This is a genomic window from Streptomyces sp. NPDC059003 (genome assembly GCF_042740445.1).
GTDB lineage: Bacteria > Actinomycetota > Actinomycetes > Streptomycetales > Streptomycetaceae > Streptomyces.
The window spans coordinates 1-14,781 of sequence record NZ_JBHYJH010000199.1 but is presented as its reverse complement, the minus strand read 5'-3'; the positions used below and the strand labels follow the sequence as shown (position 1 = coordinate 14,781).

The 14,781-nt window shown below is 69.9% G+C and carries 13 protein-coding genes and 1 riboswitch; of the genes, 5 read left to right on the top strand and 8 right to left on the bottom strand.

What is annotated here, in order from left to right; genetic code table 11:
* Nucleotides 1–361: 361 nt before the first annotated feature.
* The 4 genes from ACFWZ5_RS39530 to ACFWZ5_RS39515 all read left to right on the top strand — a co-directional run bounded on the left by ACFWZ5_RS39530 (nt 362) and on the right by ACFWZ5_RS39515 (nt 5,049).
* The gene (locus ACFWZ5_RS39530) at nt 362–1,342 is read left to right on the top strand and encodes a tetratricopeptide repeat protein (RefSeq protein ID WP_384799059.1); all 981 of its coding nucleotides are present in this window, start codon (nt 362–364) and stop codon (nt 1,340–1,342) included.
* Between the two features lie 139 nt (nt 1,343–1,481).
* Nucleotides 1,482–2,132 carry a peptide deformylase gene (gene def, locus ACFWZ5_RS39525; RefSeq protein WP_384799062.1) on the top strand — a complete coding sequence of 217 codons (651 nt, stop codon included), beginning with the start codon at nt 1,482–1,484 and terminating at the stop codon, nt 2,130–2,132.
* A 452-nt stretch (nt 2,133–2,584) separates the two neighbouring features.
* A complete protein-coding gene (locus ACFWZ5_RS39520) occupies nt 2,585–3,676 on the top strand; it encodes a multidrug MFS transporter (protein WP_384799065.1) in 1,092 nt (363 codons plus the stop codon).
* Nucleotides 3,673–5,049 carry a cytochrome P450 gene (locus tag ACFWZ5_RS39515; RefSeq protein WP_384799068.1) on the top strand — a complete coding sequence of 459 codons (1,377 nt, stop codon included), beginning with the start codon at nt 3,673–3,675 and terminating at the stop codon, nt 5,047–5,049. The genes ACFWZ5_RS39520 and ACFWZ5_RS39515 overlap by 4 nt, the downstream gene beginning before the upstream one ends.
* A gap of 17 nt (nt 5,050–5,066) precedes the next feature.
* Here the strand turns inward: ACFWZ5_RS39515 and ACFWZ5_RS39510 are convergent, their stop codons facing one another.
* Nucleotides 5,067–6,038, bottom strand: coding sequence for a GlxA family transcriptional regulator (locus ACFWZ5_RS39510; RefSeq protein ID WP_384799071.1), 972 nt, complete (start codon nt 6,036–6,038; stop codon nt 5,067–5,069).
* Nucleotides 6,039–6,131: 93 nt separating this feature from the next.
* On the opposite strand from ACFWZ5_RS39510, the gene ACFWZ5_RS39505 reads away from it, so the two are divergent.
* Complete coding sequence (locus ACFWZ5_RS39505; RefSeq protein ID WP_384799074.1) at nt 6,132–6,377, top strand: hypothetical protein; 246 nt, start codon at nt 6,132–6,134, stop codon at nt 6,375–6,377.
* On the opposite strand, the gene ACFWZ5_RS39500 is transcribed toward ACFWZ5_RS39505, so the two are convergent.
* The 7 genes from ACFWZ5_RS39500 to ACFWZ5_RS39470 all read right to left on the bottom strand — a co-directional run.
* Nucleotides 6,290–7,306 carry a ribonucleotide-diphosphate reductase subunit beta gene (locus ACFWZ5_RS39500; protein ID WP_384799077.1) on the bottom strand — a complete coding sequence of 339 codons (1,017 nt, stop codon included), beginning with the start codon at nt 7,304–7,306 and terminating at the stop codon, nt 6,290–6,292. The genes ACFWZ5_RS39505 and ACFWZ5_RS39500 overlap by 88 nt on opposite strands.
* On the bottom strand, nt 7,306–9,714 hold the full coding sequence (locus ACFWZ5_RS39495) for a ribonucleoside-diphosphate reductase subunit alpha (RefSeq protein ID WP_384799080.1): 2,409 nt from the start codon (nt 9,712–9,714) through the stop codon (nt 7,306–7,308). The genes ACFWZ5_RS39500 and ACFWZ5_RS39495 overlap by 1 nt, the downstream gene beginning before the upstream one ends.
* Nucleotides 9,715–9,849: 135 nt before the next feature.
* Nucleotides 9,850–9,987, bottom strand: a riboswitch (cobalamin riboswitch).
* Between the two features lie 212 nt (nt 9,988–10,199).
* Nucleotides 10,200–10,841 carry a hypothetical protein gene (locus ACFWZ5_RS39490; RefSeq protein ID WP_384799083.1) on the bottom strand — a complete coding sequence of 214 codons (642 nt, stop codon included), beginning with the start codon at nt 10,839–10,841 and terminating at the stop codon, nt 10,200–10,202.
* Between the two features lie 44 nt (nt 10,842–10,885).
* Nucleotides 10,886–12,508, bottom strand: coding sequence for a monocarboxylate uptake permease MctP (mctP, locus tag ACFWZ5_RS39485; protein ID WP_384799087.1), 1,623 nt, complete (start codon nt 12,506–12,508; stop codon nt 10,886–10,888).
* The gene (locus ACFWZ5_RS39480; RefSeq protein WP_384799090.1) at nt 12,505–12,786 is read right to left on the bottom strand and encodes a DUF3311 domain-containing protein; all 282 of its coding nucleotides are present in this window, start codon (nt 12,784–12,786) and stop codon (nt 12,505–12,507) included. Before ACFWZ5_RS39480 ends, mctP begins: the two co-directional genes overlap by 4 nt.
* Nucleotides 12,787–12,896: 110 nt before the next feature.
* On the bottom strand, nt 12,897–13,094 hold the full coding sequence (locus ACFWZ5_RS39475; protein ID WP_384799093.1) for a CstA-like transporter-associated (seleno)protein: 198 nt from the start codon (nt 13,092–13,094) through the stop codon (nt 12,897–12,899).
* Nucleotides 13,091–14,781, bottom strand: a 1,691-nt coding sequence (locus tag ACFWZ5_RS39470; RefSeq protein ID WP_384892074.1) for a carbon starvation CstA family protein, incomplete at its 5' end; no start/stop codon positions are given. The genes ACFWZ5_RS39470 and ACFWZ5_RS39475, both read right to left, overlap by 4 nt.

Sequence of the window (14,781 nt, the reverse complement as noted above, 5' to 3'; positions counted from 1 at the left end):
GGGCCCCCCCCCATTGAACCATTTGTTCCCCGCCTGCCCCCTCCACAAAAACCCCGGGCGGGCAAAATCGTTGCGCGGGCGGGGGGGGGTGTTTCCAGCCCGTCCGGCGTTTGAGGACGAGCCGCGGAGCGGCGATAAAAGCGGGGTGCCAGGGGCGGCAGCCCCTGGTTTCGGTGAAGGGGCGGGTCTGGGGCGCCACCCGCGAGGGCACCCCCGGCGTCGTCTGACCCCCGCCCCACCTGGGTAACCCATGGGTAATGAGCGGTCGTCCGACCGTACGTGGTTGGATGCGAAAGAGAAGCGGGGCCGCGCGGCAGCGCGGCGGCGGGGACATCCCGACAAGAGCTGGCAGGCGGGAATCGTGAGGATCTTCGGCAAGGGACGGCACCGGCCCTCCGCCTCCTGGCGGCAGGCCACCGACAGGGCGTTCACGCTCATCGGCGACGGCCGCTACGAGGACGCGGGCGCGCTCCTGACGCGCGCCGCCGACCTCGAACCCTGGCTGTCCGAGTCCTGGTTCAACCTCGCCCTGCTGCACAAGTTCCGGCACGACTGGGAGCAGGCCAGGGCGGCGGGCCTGCGGGCGGTCGCGCTGCTCGACCGCTCCACGGGCGCCCCCGACTGGTGGAACGTGGGCATCGCCGCCACCGCCCTCCAGGACTGGCCGCTGGCGCGCCGGGCCTGGCAGGCGTACGGCCTCCGGGTGCCCGGCGGGGTTGCCGCCACCGGGGAGCCCGCGGGCATGGACCTCGGCAGCGCGGCGGTGCGGCTCTCGCCCGAGGGCGAGGCCGAGGTCGTGTGGGGCCGCAGGCTCGACCCGGCCCGCATCGAGGTCCTGTCCATCCCGCTGCCGTCCTCCGGGCGCCGCTGGGGCGAGGTCGTGCTGCACGACGGCGTGCCGCACGGCGAGCGGACGACGGCCGCGGGGCACGCGTACCCCGTCTTCGACGAGATCGAGCTGTGGGCGCCCTCGCCGGTGCCCACGTGGGTGGTGCTCCTGGAGGCCGCCACCGAGGACGACCGGAACGCCCTGGAGCGGCTCGCGGCCGACGCGGGCTTCGCCGCCGAGGACTGGTCGTCGTCCGTGCGGCTGCTCTGCCGGATGTGCTCGGAGTCGCGGATGCCGAGCGACGAGGGCGACGGGGAGCACCTGGACCCGCACGACCACAGCGAGCCGGGGCATCCGGGGCCGCTCGGGCACCGCAGTCCGGGTGCGGTGTGGGTGCCGGAGCGGGAGTGCGGGATCGCCGCCCCTGCGGGGCTGGTGCGTGGCCTTCTCGACGGCTGGGTGGCCGACAGTCCGGACTCGCGGGACTGGCGGGACCTCGAAGAGGTCTGTTGACCCTGACCCTGGCCCCTGGGCCTCGGCGGGGTTCATCGCGCTGCGCGCTCGTCCTCAAGCGCCGGACGGGCTTGTCTTCCCCCGTAGTCTGTATGGGCACCACAGACAGAGGTTCCCAGGAAGAAGGCATACGGCGGACATGGCGCAGGACACTGAGCAGCAGCGGCCGGGTGGAGTGCTTCCGGTCGACGACGAGGGCTTCGTCATCGACACGGAGGACTGCGAGGAGCGCGAGACGGCCTACCGCGAGCGCGGCACGTCGCGGCCGATCACGGTCGTGGGCAACCCCGTGCTGCACAAGGAGTGCAAGGACGTCACCGCCTTCGACGAGGAGCTCGGCAAGCTCGTCGACGACATGTTCGCGACCCAGCGCGTCGCGCAGGGCGTCGGCGTGGCGGCCAACCAGGTCGGCGTCGACCTGAAGGCCTTCGTGTACGACTGCATGGACGACGAGGGCGTCCGGCACGTGGGCGTCGTCTGCAACCCCGTGCTCCAGGAGCTGCCCGCCGACCGGCGCCGCCTGGACGACTCGGGCGAGGGCTGCCTGTCGGTGCCCACCGCCTACGCGCCGCTGGCGCGTCCCGACTACGCGGTCGTGACCGGGCAGGACGAGCGGGGCAACCCCATCAAGGTGCAGGGCACCGGCTACTTCGCGCGCTGCCTGCAGCACGAGACGGACCACCTGTACGGGTATCTGTACATCGACCGTCTCTCCAAGCGGGAGCGCAAGGACGCGCTGCGGCAGATGGAAGAGGGCACACCGCGCTACCCCGTAGTGCCCAATGACTGAATTGCGACACGGTTGAGGCGCGCGGGAAGCGCGTGACCGCAGCGGCCCCTGGTCGGGAACACCCCACTGACCAGGGGCCGTTGGCGTACCCGCTCAGAACCGGACAGGACTAGCCCACGTCCAGCCGCCGATGATCCATATTCAGTCACGTAAGGGGATGTTCTCGGCACGCTGGGGTAGTGAATGGCGCAAATCCGTTCCCAGAACGGTCAGTTGTGGTGCTGAATGGAAAGCGCGGGGATACGCAACGGCGCGCGCCCGGCACGGCGGGAGGGGCGTGTGTCCTCAGGGCGTTCGAGAGGGGTTTGTTCGTGCCTGCTTCCTCACACAGCACTTCACAGTCGGACCGGACCTCGTGGGTACCGGTACGCGTTCCGGCATATGCCGCGGAACGCGTACCGAGGCAGCGGCGGAAGCCGGTCGAGTCGGTACAGTCACCAGTTCGAGCGCGGATGGTATCGGTGCCGCAGGCGCTGGCCCTTCCCGTGGTGGAGACGGAGTTTCCCCGGCATCTGCATCCGTATTGGCCAAAGCTTCAGGAGAACTCACGGGCATGGCTCCTCGAAAAGCGGCTCATGCCCCCCGACAAGGTCGCGGCATATGCCGACAGCCTGTGCTACACGGACCTGGTGGCCGGCTACTACATCGGCGCCCCCGATGAACTGCTCACCGCCATCGCGGACTTGAGCTCCTGGTTCTTCGGCTGGGACGACCGGCACGACCGCGACGCGGTGCACGGCAGGGCGGAGCGGTGGCGCCGGCTCTGCCGGGGCCTGCACGAGACACTCCAGGACCCGCGGCAGCAACTGCACCACAAGGACCCCCTGGTCGCCGGGTTCGCGGACTGCGTCATCAGGCTGTACGCCCACCTCGGGCGGCGGTGGAACGAGCGCTTCGCCCGGCACTTCCACCCGGTGATCGACGCCTACGACCACGAGTTCGGCAACCGGCGCACCGGGACCGTGCCGAGCGTCGAGGCGTACATCGAACTGCGCCGGCTCACCTTCGCGCACTGGATCTGGATCGACCTCCTCGAACCGACCGCGCGCATGGAATTGCCGGACCCCGTGCGAAAACACCCCGCATATCGTGCGGCGGCGCGCGCGACACAGGATTTCTCCGCCTGGTACAACGACCTCTGCTCGCTCCCCAAGGAGCTTGCCGGGGACGAGGTGCACAACCTGGGAATTTCACTCATCCATCACGAGGGATTGTCTCTTGAAGAGGCGGTGACGGAAGTGCGCCGGCGCGTAAGTGGCTGTGTCAGTGATTTTCTCGCGGTCGAACCGGAAGTCGTCGGGTTGGCGGAGCAAGTGGACGACGGCAGCGCGGAGGGAAGGAAATTGAGTGACGCGCTGCATTCCTGTGTCTTCAACATGAGGAACTGGTTCAGTTCCGTGTACTGGTTCCATCACGAATCCGGCAGATATCGCGTGGAAAGCTGGGTGGACCGAACGCTGCCGCCCTATGTGTCCGACGCGGTGCTCCCCGAATTTTCCGGCAGTGAACTGGCAGGAATCGACCTCTCCGGTGGTGAAGAATGACCGTTGAATCAGCCGCGACCGCCATAACCGCCCCCGCTCCCGGCCGTCTGCGCACCCCACCCCTCGCCGGAGGCGGAGCGCCACTTCTCGGCCATGCGTGGAACCTGGTGCGGGACCCCCTCGGCTTCTTAGCCGCGCTGCGCGACCACGGGGACCTCGTCCGCATCAGGCTGGGGCCGAAGACCGCGTACGCGGTGTGCGATCCGCGGCTCGTCGGCGCGCTCCTGAAGAGCCCGGAGTACATCGTCGGCGGCCCGCTCTGGGACACCTTGGAAGTGCTGCTCGGCAAGGGCGTGGCGACCAGCAACGGCCCGCTACACCGACGGCAGCGGCGCATGATGCAGCCCGCGTTCCGGCCGGAGCGCATCGCCGACTACGCCCGCGTCATGGAGGAGGAGGCGCAGGCGACGGCGGCCCGCTGGGACCACGGCGCCACGGTCGACGTCAGCGCGGAGATGTTCCGCACCGCCGCGCGCATCGTGTCCCGCTCGCTGCTCGAGGTCGACTCGATCAGCCAGAAGGCGGACCGCATCAGCGATTCGCTGCACACCGTCTTCGAGGGCCTCTACCGCCGGATGGTGCTGTCCGTCGGTCCGCTCTACCGCGTCCCGACACCGGCCAACCGGCGCTTCGAGCGGGCCCTTGCCGACCTGCACGCACTCGTCGACGAGATCATCGCCGAACGCCGCGCGTGCGGAAACGGCGAGGAACAGGACCTGCTCGCCGTATTGCTCGCCGCCCGGGACGAATCCGGGCAGCCGCTCACGGACCAGGAGATCCACGACCACGTGGTCTCGCTCGTCGTGGCGGGCGCGGAGAATGTCGCCTCCACGCTGGCGTGGACCTTCCATCTGCTCACCGAACACCCGGAGCACGAAAGGCGGTTGGTTGAAGAGGTAAATTCCGTGGCGCGAGGGAGGCAGGTCACCTTCGCCGATCTCACCCGGCTGCAGCACACACGCAATGTCGTCACGGAGGCGATGCGTATACGACCGGCGGCCTGGATTTTCACCCGGCGGTCGGTGGCCGAGACCGGCCTCGGCGGCTATCGCATTCCGGCCGACGCCGACATCGTCTACAGCGTGTACGCGATGCAGCGCGATCCGCGTTCCTTCGAGCGGCATCTGGAGTTCGACCCGGACCGGTGGAATCCGGAACGCGCGGCGAGCGTGCCGGAGTTCGCGATGATGCCGTTCAGCGTCGGCAACCGTAAGTGCCCGGGCGATCACTTCAGCCTGGCGGAGCTCACCCTCATCCTGGCGACGATCGTGCCGAAGTGGCGCCTCACGCCGGTCGAGCAGACGGACAGCGGCACGAAGGTCGGCATCACGCTGCACCCGAAGAAGCTGGTCCTACGCGCCGAACGGCGGTGAACCGCGGGGGTCCGGCGTCAGGCGACGGAGCCGACGCCGGGCCCCCGGAACGTCCGCCGGTACGCGTTCGGCGTCGTCCCGAGCGCCCGGACGAACTGGTGCCGCAGCGCCGCCGCGGTCCCGAACCCCGACCGGTCCGCGACCGTGTCCACCGTCTCGTCCGTCGCCTCCAGCAACTCCTGGGCGCGCAGCAGGCGTTGCCGCAGCAGCCAGCGGTACGGAGTGGTGCCGGTCTCCTGCTGGAAGCGGCGCGCGAAGGTCCGCGGCGACATATGGGCGCGCACGGCGAGCTGCTCGACGGTGACCTCCTGGTCGAGGTGGCGCTCCATCCACGCGAGGACCCCGCCGACGGTGTCGCACCGCGTGCGCGGAAGGGGCCGCTGGATGTACTGGGCCTGGCCGCCGTCGCGGTGCGGCGGCACGACCATGCGCCGGGCCAGGGCGTTGGCGACCTCCGGGCCGTGCTCCTCGCGGACCAGGTGCAGACAGGCGTCGATGCCCGCGGCGGTGCCCGCCGAGGTGATCACCGGGCTCTCGTCGACGTACAGCACGTCGGGCTCGATGACGGCCCGCGGATGGCGCCGGGCCAGCTCCTCCGCGTGCTTCCAGTGCACGGCGCAGCGCCGCCCGTCGAGCAGCCCGGCCGCGCCGAGCACGAAGACGCCGGAGCAGACGCTCAGGACGCGGGCGCCGCGCTCGACGGCCCGGCGCAGGGCGTCGAGCAGGGCGGGCGGGAACTCCCGGGTCACATAGGTCTGCCCGGCGGGCACGGCGATGAGGTCGGCCTCTTCGAGCCGGTCGAGGCCGTGCTCGGTGGTGATCGTGAACCCGGCGTGCGTGGACAGGGCCGGGCCCTCGGCGGAGGCGACCGCGAAGTCGTACACGGGAAGGCCCTCGTCGCTCCGGTCGAGGCCGAACACCTCGCAGACGACGCCCAGTTCGAAGGGATGCACGCCGTCGAGCAGGACGGCGGCCACATTGCTCAGCATGCGGCCAGTGTGCCGCGTGGCTGGCAGGAAATCGAGGGTGCCCGGCAGTCCTGCCACTGACGGCGGAGGACGGCCGGCGCGAGAGTGGTCGTCATGAACGCACATGACGTACTCGACACGCTGGCCGTCCTCGGGGTCCTGCTGCTCATGGCCCTGCCGTCACTGCTCGGCCACGCCCACGACCGCCGGATCGACCGGCAGCTGAGACGGGCCGAGCAGGGACTGGTCCAGGACCAGGATCACGGCCGGGATCAGAACTCGTCGTCGAAGGAGACCGAGCCCTCGACCGCGACCTGGTACGCCGACGGCCGCCGCTCGAAGAAGTTGGTCAGCTCCTGAACGCCCTGGAGCTCCATGAACGAGAAGGGGTTCTCGGAGCCGTACACCGGCGCGAAGCCGAGGCGCGCCAGGCGCTGGTCGGCGACGCACTGCAGGTACTCGCGCATCGACTCGGTGTTCATGCCGGGCAGGCCGTCACCGCACAGGTCGCGCGCGAACTGCAGCTCGGCGTCGACCGCCTCCTTCAGCATGTCCGTGACCTGCTGCTGCAGGGCGTCGTCGAAGAGGTCAGGCTCCTCCTTGCGGACCGTGTCGACGACGTCGAAGGCGAAGCTCATGTGCATCGTCTCGTCGCGGAACACCCAGTTGGTGCCGGTCGCGAGGCCGTGAAGCAGGCCGCGGGACCGGAACCAGTAGACGTACGCGAAGGCGCCGTAGAAGAACAGGCCCTCGATGCACGCCGCGAAGCAGATCAGGTTGAGCAGGAAGCGGCGCCGGTCGGCCTTGGACTCCAGGCGGTCCAGCTTCTCCACCGAGTCCATCCACTTGAAGCAGAACTCGGCCTTCTCGCGGATGGACTGGATGTTCTCCACCGCCGCGAAGGCGGCGTTGCGGTCCTCCGGGTCGGGCAGGTACGTGTCGAGCAGCGTCAGATAGAACTGGACGTGCACGGCCTCCTCGAAGAGCTGACGGCTCAGGTACAGCCGCGCCTCGGGGGAGTTGATGTGCTTGTACAGCGTCAGGACGAGGTTGTTCGCGACGATCGAGTCGCCGGTCGCGAAGAACGCGACCAGGCGGCCGATCAGGTGCTGCTCCTCGGGCGTCAGCTTGGCCAGGTCGGCGACGTCGGAGTGGAGGTCGACCTCCTCGACGGTCCAGGTGTTCTTGATCGCGTCCCGGTAGCGCTCGTAGAAGTCGGGGTAGCGCATCGGGCGGAGCGTCAGCTCGAAGCCGGGGTCGAGCAGGTTTTTCGTGGCTTCGGTCGTCATTACTGGCAGGCCTCGCAGGACTCGGGGTTTTCCAGGGAGCAGGCGATCGCCTCGGGGTCGGCGACCTGCTGGGGGACGGGGGCCGCGGCGGTGGCGGCCTGGCCGCCCGCGGCGCGGGCGATGCGCGTCGCCGGGCGCGAGCGCAGGTAGTACGTGGTCTTCAGGCCCTGCTTCCACGCGTACGCGTACATCGAGGAGAGCTTGCCGATGGTCGGCGTCTCCAGGAACAGGTTCAGGGACTGCGACTGGTCCAGGTACGGCGTGCGGGCGGCGGCCATGTCGATCAGGCCGCGCTGCGGGATCTCCCAGGCCGTGCGGTACAGGTCGCGGACCTCGTCGGGCACCCAGGTGAAGTCCTGCACCGAGCCGTTGGACTCGCGCAGCGCCTCGCGGGTCCGCGCGTCCCACGCGCCGAGCCGCTTGAGGTCCTCCACCAGGTAGGAGTTGACCTGGAGGAACTCGCCGGACAGGGTCTCGCGCTTGAAGAGGTTGGAGACCTGCGGCTCGATGCACTCGTACACGCCCGCGATGGACGCGATGGTGGCGGTCGGCGCGATCGCGAGGAGCAGCGAGTTGCGCATGCCGACCTTGCCGATGCGCTCCCGCAGCGCCTCCCACCGCTCGGGCCAGGCCCGCTCGGTGTCGTAGTGGTCGGGGTGCAGGACGCCGCGCGCGGTGCGGGTCTTCTCCCAGGCGGGCAGCGGGCCGTGGCGCTCGGCCAGGTCCGTGGACGCCTCGTACGCGGCGAGCATGATGCGCTCGGCGATCTTCGTGGAGAGCGCCTTCGCCTCGGGCGAGTCGAAGGGCAGCCGCAGCTGGAAGAAGACGTCCTGCAGGCCCATCGCGCCGAGGCCCACCGGGCGCCACTTGGCGTTGGAGCGCCCGGCCTGCTCGGTCGGGTAGAAGTTGATGTCGACGACCCGGTCGAGGAAGGTCACGGCGGTGCGGACGGTCGCGTCAAGGCGCTCCCAGTCGATGTCACCGTCGGCCACGAAGGCCCCGAGGTTCACCGAGCCGAGGTTGCAGACGGCCGTCTCGCCGTCGTCCGTGACCTCCAGGATCTCCGTGCACAGGTTGGAGGAGTGCACGGTGTGGCCGGGCTCGGCGGTCTGGTTGGCGGTGCGGTTGGAGGTGTCCTTGAAGGTCATCCAGCCGTTGCCGGTCTGCGCGAGGGTGCGCATCATGCGGCCGTACAGGTCCCGGGCCGGGATGGTCTTCTGGGCGAGGCCCTTCGCCTCGGCCGCGCGGTACGCCGCCTCGAACTCCTCGCCCCACAGGTCGACGAGCTCGGGCACGTCGGCGGGCGAGAACAGCGACCAGTCCTGGTCGGCGTTGACGCGGCGCATGAACTCGTCCGGGATCCAGTGCGCCAGGTTCAGGTTGTGCGTGCGCCGGGCGTCCTCGCCGGTGTTGTCGCGCAGCTCCAGGAACTCCTCGATGTCGGAGTGCCAGGTCTCCAGGTAGACCGCGGCCGCGCCCTTGCGACGGCCGCCCTGGTTGACCGCCGCCACCGACGCGTCGAGGGTCTTCAGGAACGGCACGATGCCGTTGGAGTGCCCGTTCGTGCCGCGGATCAGCGAACCGCGCGAGCGGATGCGGGAGTACGAGAGGCCGATGCCGCCCGCGTGCTTGGAGAGCCGCGCGACCTGGTGGTACCGGTCGTAGATGGAGTCGAGCTCGTCCAGCGGGGAGTCGAGCAGATAGCAGCTGGACATCTGCGGGTGCCGGGTGCCGGAGTTGAACAGGGTCGGCGACGACGGCAGGTAGTCCAGGCGGCTCATCAGGCCGTACAGCGCCGCGACCTCGTCCAGGGCCCGCACGGAGTCGTCCTCGGCGAGGCCCGCGGCCACGCGCAGCATGAAGTGCTGGGGCGTCTCGACGACCTTGCGGGTGATCGGGTGGCGCAGCAGATAGCGGCTGTGCAGGGTGCGCAGGCCGAAGTAGCCGAAGCGGCGGTCGGCGCCGTCGGCGAGCGCGTCGGCCACGAGAGCGTCGAGGCGCGCGGAGTGCAGCGCGGTGAACGCGGCCGTGCGGTCCGCGATCAGGCCCTCGCGGTGGCCGACCGCGACGGACTCGGAGAAGGACGTGACGCCCTGCGACGCGGCCTCCTCGCGGATGCCGATGCTCAGGAGCCGGGCGGCGAGCCGCGAGTACGCGGGGTCCTCGGAGATCAGGCCCGCGGCCGCCTCGGTCGCCAGCTCCCTGAGCTCCGCCTCGTCCGCGTGCGCGGAACGGCCGCGCAGCGCGGCGGCGGCGACGCGACCGGGGTCGGCGTCGGGGAGGTCGGCGGTGAGGTCGGTCAGGGTGCGCAGCAGCGCGGTGCCGGGGCCGTCGGCGGTCGGTGCGGCCTGGTCGGCGTCTCGCTGCTCGGCCTTCGCTGACGCGGGCTCTGCGGGCGCGATGGTCACGTGGTGCTCTCCCTCGCTCGGCTCGGGGCCTTGCGGCAGGCGAGGGGCACACGGGCGCGACCGCGCGCAGCGGTGGCGTACGCCGCGTCCACCAGCCCATTCCACGAGGCCCGGACGTCTGGCGCCCGGGCCGGGCGGCACGGGCGCGCTGCCGGCAGGTGCTCGGACTGAGTGGGTACGCAAATGCGCACACGTACACCGTTGCGGGACAGTTCCGGACTTGCACCGGATTCCCCTGCGGCGACAGCGAGCACGAGCATACATCTTGTGCTGGCTTTCGGTGGCACCCCTAGATGTTGTGTCGGAGGGTGACGCAGACCTCACCGCGCGAACGCGACGGAAGCGTCAACTCGCGGGGGAGGCGTGGCATTCCGGGGAGCCGCGAAGAGGGGCGGGCCGCCGGATTCCCGGTGGTCCGCCCCTGTGCTTACGGTGCGCTGCCTCTGCGCTCAGCCGCCCGTGTCCGCTCAGCCGTCCGTGTCCGCTCAGCCGCCCGCGCCCGGCGGGTCCTGCGGGGCGCCGTCGCCGTTCGGTGGCAGGTCGCCGCGCTCGACGGGCTCGCCGCCCGGCACGCGCTCGGGCAGGATCGCGTCCAGCTCCCGGTCGTCCGCGCGGTGGACCTTCTCGGCGGCGGCGCGCAGCACGGCGCGGCTCACGGCCTTGGGGTCGGCGGCGACCTGGATGCGCAGGCCGTTCTCCGAGCGGGCGTACTCGTGCCGCTCCGCGGTCACGCGGTACCAGCCCTTGCCGTCCTTCTCGCAGCTCTTGGCGGCGGGCGGGGCCGTGCGGCAGTTCTTGTCGTCGACGGCGCCCCGGTCCACGTACACCGTGAACTGCTGCCCGCCGTCCCGCTTCACGTACGTGACCTGGAAGCCGTCGTCGCCGAGCACGCCGGCGGACTGCTTCGCCGCCTCGTAGCCGTCGGCCTCCGTCAGGTACACGTGCTCCACACGGGTCTGCGCGGCCAGGGCGCGGGCCTTCAGCTCGGCGTGGTCGGGCGCGGACCCCCCGCCGGAACCGGAGCCCGAGCTGGAGCCCGGGCCCGACCCGGCGTCCTCGGAGCCGCAGCCGGTGAGCACGAGAGGGGCGAGCAGCAGCGCCGGGAGCACGAGGAGATGACGTCTCATGCGCACATCCTTTCGCATCCGCCGCCCGCCCCGCCGTCGCACCGTCAGTGCCCGGCCCCCACCTTCGGCAGTTCGGCGGCCACGCCCTGGTCGCCCGCGTCCGCCGTGTAGTCCTCGGGGGACGTCTCGTCGACGCCGTCCGGGGCCCCCACGGCCTTCAGGACGACGGTGAGGACCACCGTCACCAGGACGTTGAGCACGAACGCGGTCAGGCCGATGTAGCCGATCTCGCCGATGCCCGGGATCTCGTCCGACGAGCCGCCGAAGTGCTTCTGCGTGGGCGAGGCGACGCCGTACGCCGCGATCGTCCCGTACGCCATGCCGACCGCCCACCCGGCGAGCAGCGCCCACCGGTGGAACCAGCGCGTGAACAGGCCGCCGACGAGCGCGGGCATGGTCTGCAGGATCCAGATGCCGCCGAGCAGCTGGAAGTTGATGGCGACCGTCTTGTCCATGCCGAGGACGAAGACGAGCGCGCCGACCTTCACGAGCAGCGAGACCAGCTTGGAGACCTTGGTCTCCTGGGCGGGCGTCGCGTCGGGCTTGATGAAGTCCTTGTAGATGTTGCGCGTGAAGAGGTTCGCGGCCGCGATCGACATGATGGCGGCGGGCACGAGCGCGCCGATGCCGATGGCGGCGAAGGCGATGCCGGTGAACCAGTCGGGGAACATCGTCTCGAACAGCTGCGGGATCGCCAACTGCCCGTTCTCGACCTTCACTCCGGCCGCGATCGCCATGAACCCGAGGAGCGCGAGCAGGCCGAGCATCAGCGAGTACAGGGGCAGGATGGTGGTGTTGCGGCGGATCACGTTCCGGCTGCGCGACGAGAGCGTCGCGGTGATCGAGTGCGGATACATGAACAGGGCGAGCGCCGAGCCGAGCGCGAGCGTGGCGTAGGTCCAGGTGCCCGCGGAGCCCGGCACGAGCGCCCCGACGGGCTTGCCGGTCTTCTCGTTCGTCGCCGAGAACTTCTCGCTCGCCGCGTGGAAGATGTCGTCGAACCCGCCGAGCTTGATCGGGATGTAGATGACGGCCACCACGATCACGATGTAGATCAGGGTGTCCTTCACGAACGCGATCAGCGCGGGGGCGCGCAGGCCGGAGGAGTAGGTGTACGCGGCCAGGACGCCGAAGGCGATGAGCAGCGGCAGGTCCTTGACGAACCAGTTGGTGTTCTCGCCGCCGCCGACGCCCATCACGTCGAGGACGGCCTGGATGCCGACCAGTTGGAGCGCGATGTACGGCATGGTGGCGAGGATGCCGGTGACCGCGACGGCGAGCGAGAGCCCCTTGGAGCCGAAGCGGCCCCGGACGAAGTCCGACGTGGTCACGTACCCGTGCTTGTGCGAGACCGACCACAGGCGGGGCAGGAAGGTGAAGATCAGCGGGTAGACGAGGATGGTGTACGGCACCGCGAAGAACCCGGCGGCGCCCGCCGCGTAGATCGCCGCGGGGACGGCCACGAAGGTGTACGCCGTGTAGAGGTCGCCACCGAGCAGGAACCAGGTCACCCAGGTCCCGAACGAGCGGCCGCCGAGGCCCCATTCGTCGAGGCTGTTCTCGTTCTCGGCCCTGCGCCAGCGCGACGCGAGGAAGCCCATGGCGGTGACCGCGAGGAAGAAGAAGATGAAGACGGCGAGCGCGACGCCGTTGACGCCGTCGTTCACCGGGACGCACCTTCCGTGAGGGCCTTACGGGCGCGCTGGTCGCGCTGCCACAGCTTGTACGCGGTCATCGTGAGCGCGGTCGATATCAGGACCCACAGCATCTGGTACCAGTAGAAGAACGGGATGCCGATGAAGGCCGGGTCGGTCTTCGCGTAGGAGCTCACCCAGAGCATGGCCACGAACGGCGCCACGAGGCAGAGGGCGACGATCACGCGGACCGGAGTGACCACCGGCTGTTTCCCCTCAGGCGCAACCGGCACTTCAGGCGCATCTGGCATACCGCGGCTCCGTTCACTCACTTATCCCGTGTTTAACGTGCGGGAAATCTAAGTGACGATCTCGCTGTATGGAACCCCTGTCCGCATATCGGACGGAGGGTGATGCCCTCTCAGCAGCAGCGGAACCCTTGGCGGGGGTCCGACTCCTGCCGCTGCGTCCGCATCCGCTCGAAGGCGCGGCGGCTCGGCGCGACCGCGGCGGGGTGCTCCTTCCTCAGGTGCGCCACATAGCGCTCGTACGCCGACTCGTCGGTCAACTCCCTGACGTACCAGCGAATTCCGCGCGCGAGGCGGGACATCCGGTTCATGGCGTGCGCTCCCGTTGCGACGTGAGCTCCAGCTTCTCGTCCTTCGTCGGGAAGAGCCCGGCGGGCGCCGTCAGCTTCGACTCCACGAACGGCGCCTCGCTCAGGCGCGACGACAGCGGGTCGCGGACGTGCCGGACGCAGACGCGCGCCGCGTCCGCGATCACGATGACGATGAGCAGCGCGAGCACCGCCGAAAGGACGCCGTCCACCGTGGAGTTGGTGACGACGGTGTGCATGTCGTCCATGGACTTGGCGGGCGGCAGGACCTTGCCGTCGTCGATGGCGTCCTGATAAACCGAGCGCTGCTTGAAGAAGCCCACGCGCGGGTCGCTGGAGAACACCTTCTGCCAGCTCGCCGTGAGCGTCACCGTCGCGTCCCACACGAGGGGAACCCCGGTGATCCAGGCCCACTTGAGGCGCCCGGACTTCACGAGCAGGGTGGTGCAGACGGCGAGGGCGACGGCGGCGAGCAGCTGGTTGGCGATGCCGAAGATCGGGAAGAGCTGGTTGATGCCGCCGAGCGGCTCGTGGACGCCGACCCACAGGAAGTAGCCCCACAGTCCGGTCACGGCGGCGCTGGTGAGGACGAGGCCCGGCTTCCAGCTGATGTTCTTGAAGGGCTTGTAGACGTTGCCCAGCATGTCCTGGAGCATGAACCGGCCCACGCGCGTGCCCGCGTCGAGCGCGGTGAGGATGAACAGGGCCTCAAACATGATCGCGAAGTGGTACCAGAACGCCCGCAGCGAGTCGCCCGTGACCTTGGAGAAGATCTCCGAGACGCCGATCGCGAGCGTGGGCGCGCCGCCCGTGCGCGACAGCAGCGAGCTCTCCTCCACGTTCTCGGCGGCCCGCGCCAGGTCGTCGGGGGAGATGGAGTACCCGAAGCCCGCGACGGCCTTCGACGCCTCCTGGACCGTGTCGCCGATGACGCCCGCGGGCGCGTTCATCGCGAAGTACAGGCCGGGGTCGATGATGGATGCGGCCACCAGGGCCATGATCGCCACGGACGACTCCATCAGCATGGAGCCGTAGCCGATCATCCGGACCTGCGTCTCCTTCTGGATCATCTTCGGCGTCGTACCGGAGGAGATCAGGGAGTGGAAGCCGGAGAGCGCGCCGCACGCGATCGTGATGAACACGAACGGGAAGAGCGAGCCCGCGAAGACGGGCCCGTCGCCGCGCGAGGCGAAGTCGGTCACCGCGTCCATCTTCAGCGTCGGCAGCGTGAGGACCACACCGAGCGCGAGCAGCACGATCGTGCCGATCTTCATGAATGTCGACAGGTAGTCGCGCGGCGCGAGCAGCATCCACACCGGCAGGATCGAGGCGATGAAGCCGTACGCCACCAGCCAGATGACCAGCGTCGAGGGCGCGAGCGTGAACGCCTCCGCCCAGGACGACTCGGCGACCCAGCGCCCCGCGACCAGGGCGAGCAGCAGCAGGGCGACGCCGATGAGGGAGACCTCGCTGACCCGGCCCGGCCGCAGGATCCTCAGGTAGAAGCCCATGAACAGGGCGATCGGGATGGTCATCGCGATGGAGAAGGTCCCCCACGGCGACTCGGCGAGCGCGTTCACGATCACCAGGGCGAGCACGCCGAGCAGGATGATCATGATGGCGAAGGCGGCGAGCAGCGCCGCGGCCCCGCCGAACGGGCCGATCTCGTCGCGCGCCATCTGCCCGAGCG

What these genes read in the sequence shown, in the direction of transcription:
- def (WP_384799062.1), top strand. Translation starts at nt 1,482, where the DNA reads ATGGCGCAGGACACTGAGCAGCAGCGGCCGGGTGGAGTGCTTCCGGTC.
- ACFWZ5_RS39520 (WP_384799065.1), top strand. Translation starts at nt 2,585, where the DNA reads ATGGTATCGGTGCCGCAGGCGCTGGCCCTTCCCGTGGTGGAGACGGAG.
- ACFWZ5_RS39515 (WP_384799068.1), top strand. Translation starts at nt 3,673, where the DNA reads ATGACCGTTGAATCAGCCGCGACCGCCATAACCGCCCCCGCTCCCGGC.
- ACFWZ5_RS39510 (WP_384799071.1), bottom strand. Translation starts at nt 6,038, where the DNA reads ATGCTGAGCAATGTGGCCGCCGTCCTGCTCGACGGCGTGCATCCCTTC.
- ACFWZ5_RS39505 (WP_384799074.1), top strand. Translation starts at nt 6,132, where the DNA reads ATGAACGCACATGACGTACTCGACACGCTGGCCGTCCTCGGGGTCCTG.
- ACFWZ5_RS39500 (WP_384799077.1), bottom strand. Translation starts at nt 7,306, where the DNA reads ATGACGACCGAAGCCACGAAAAACCTGCTCGACCCCGGCTTCGAGCTG.
- ACFWZ5_RS39490 (WP_384799083.1), bottom strand. Translation starts at nt 10,841, where the DNA reads ATGAGACGTCATCTCCTCGTGCTCCCGGCGCTGCTGCTCGCCCCTCTC.
- ACFWZ5_RS39480 (WP_384799090.1), bottom strand. Translation starts at nt 12,786, where the DNA reads ATGCCAGATGCGCCTGAAGTGCCGGTTGCGCCTGAGGGGAAACAGCCG.
- ACFWZ5_RS39475 (WP_384799093.1), bottom strand. Translation starts at nt 13,094, where the DNA reads ATGAACCGGATGTCCCGCCTCGCGCGCGGAATTCGCTGGTACGTCAGG.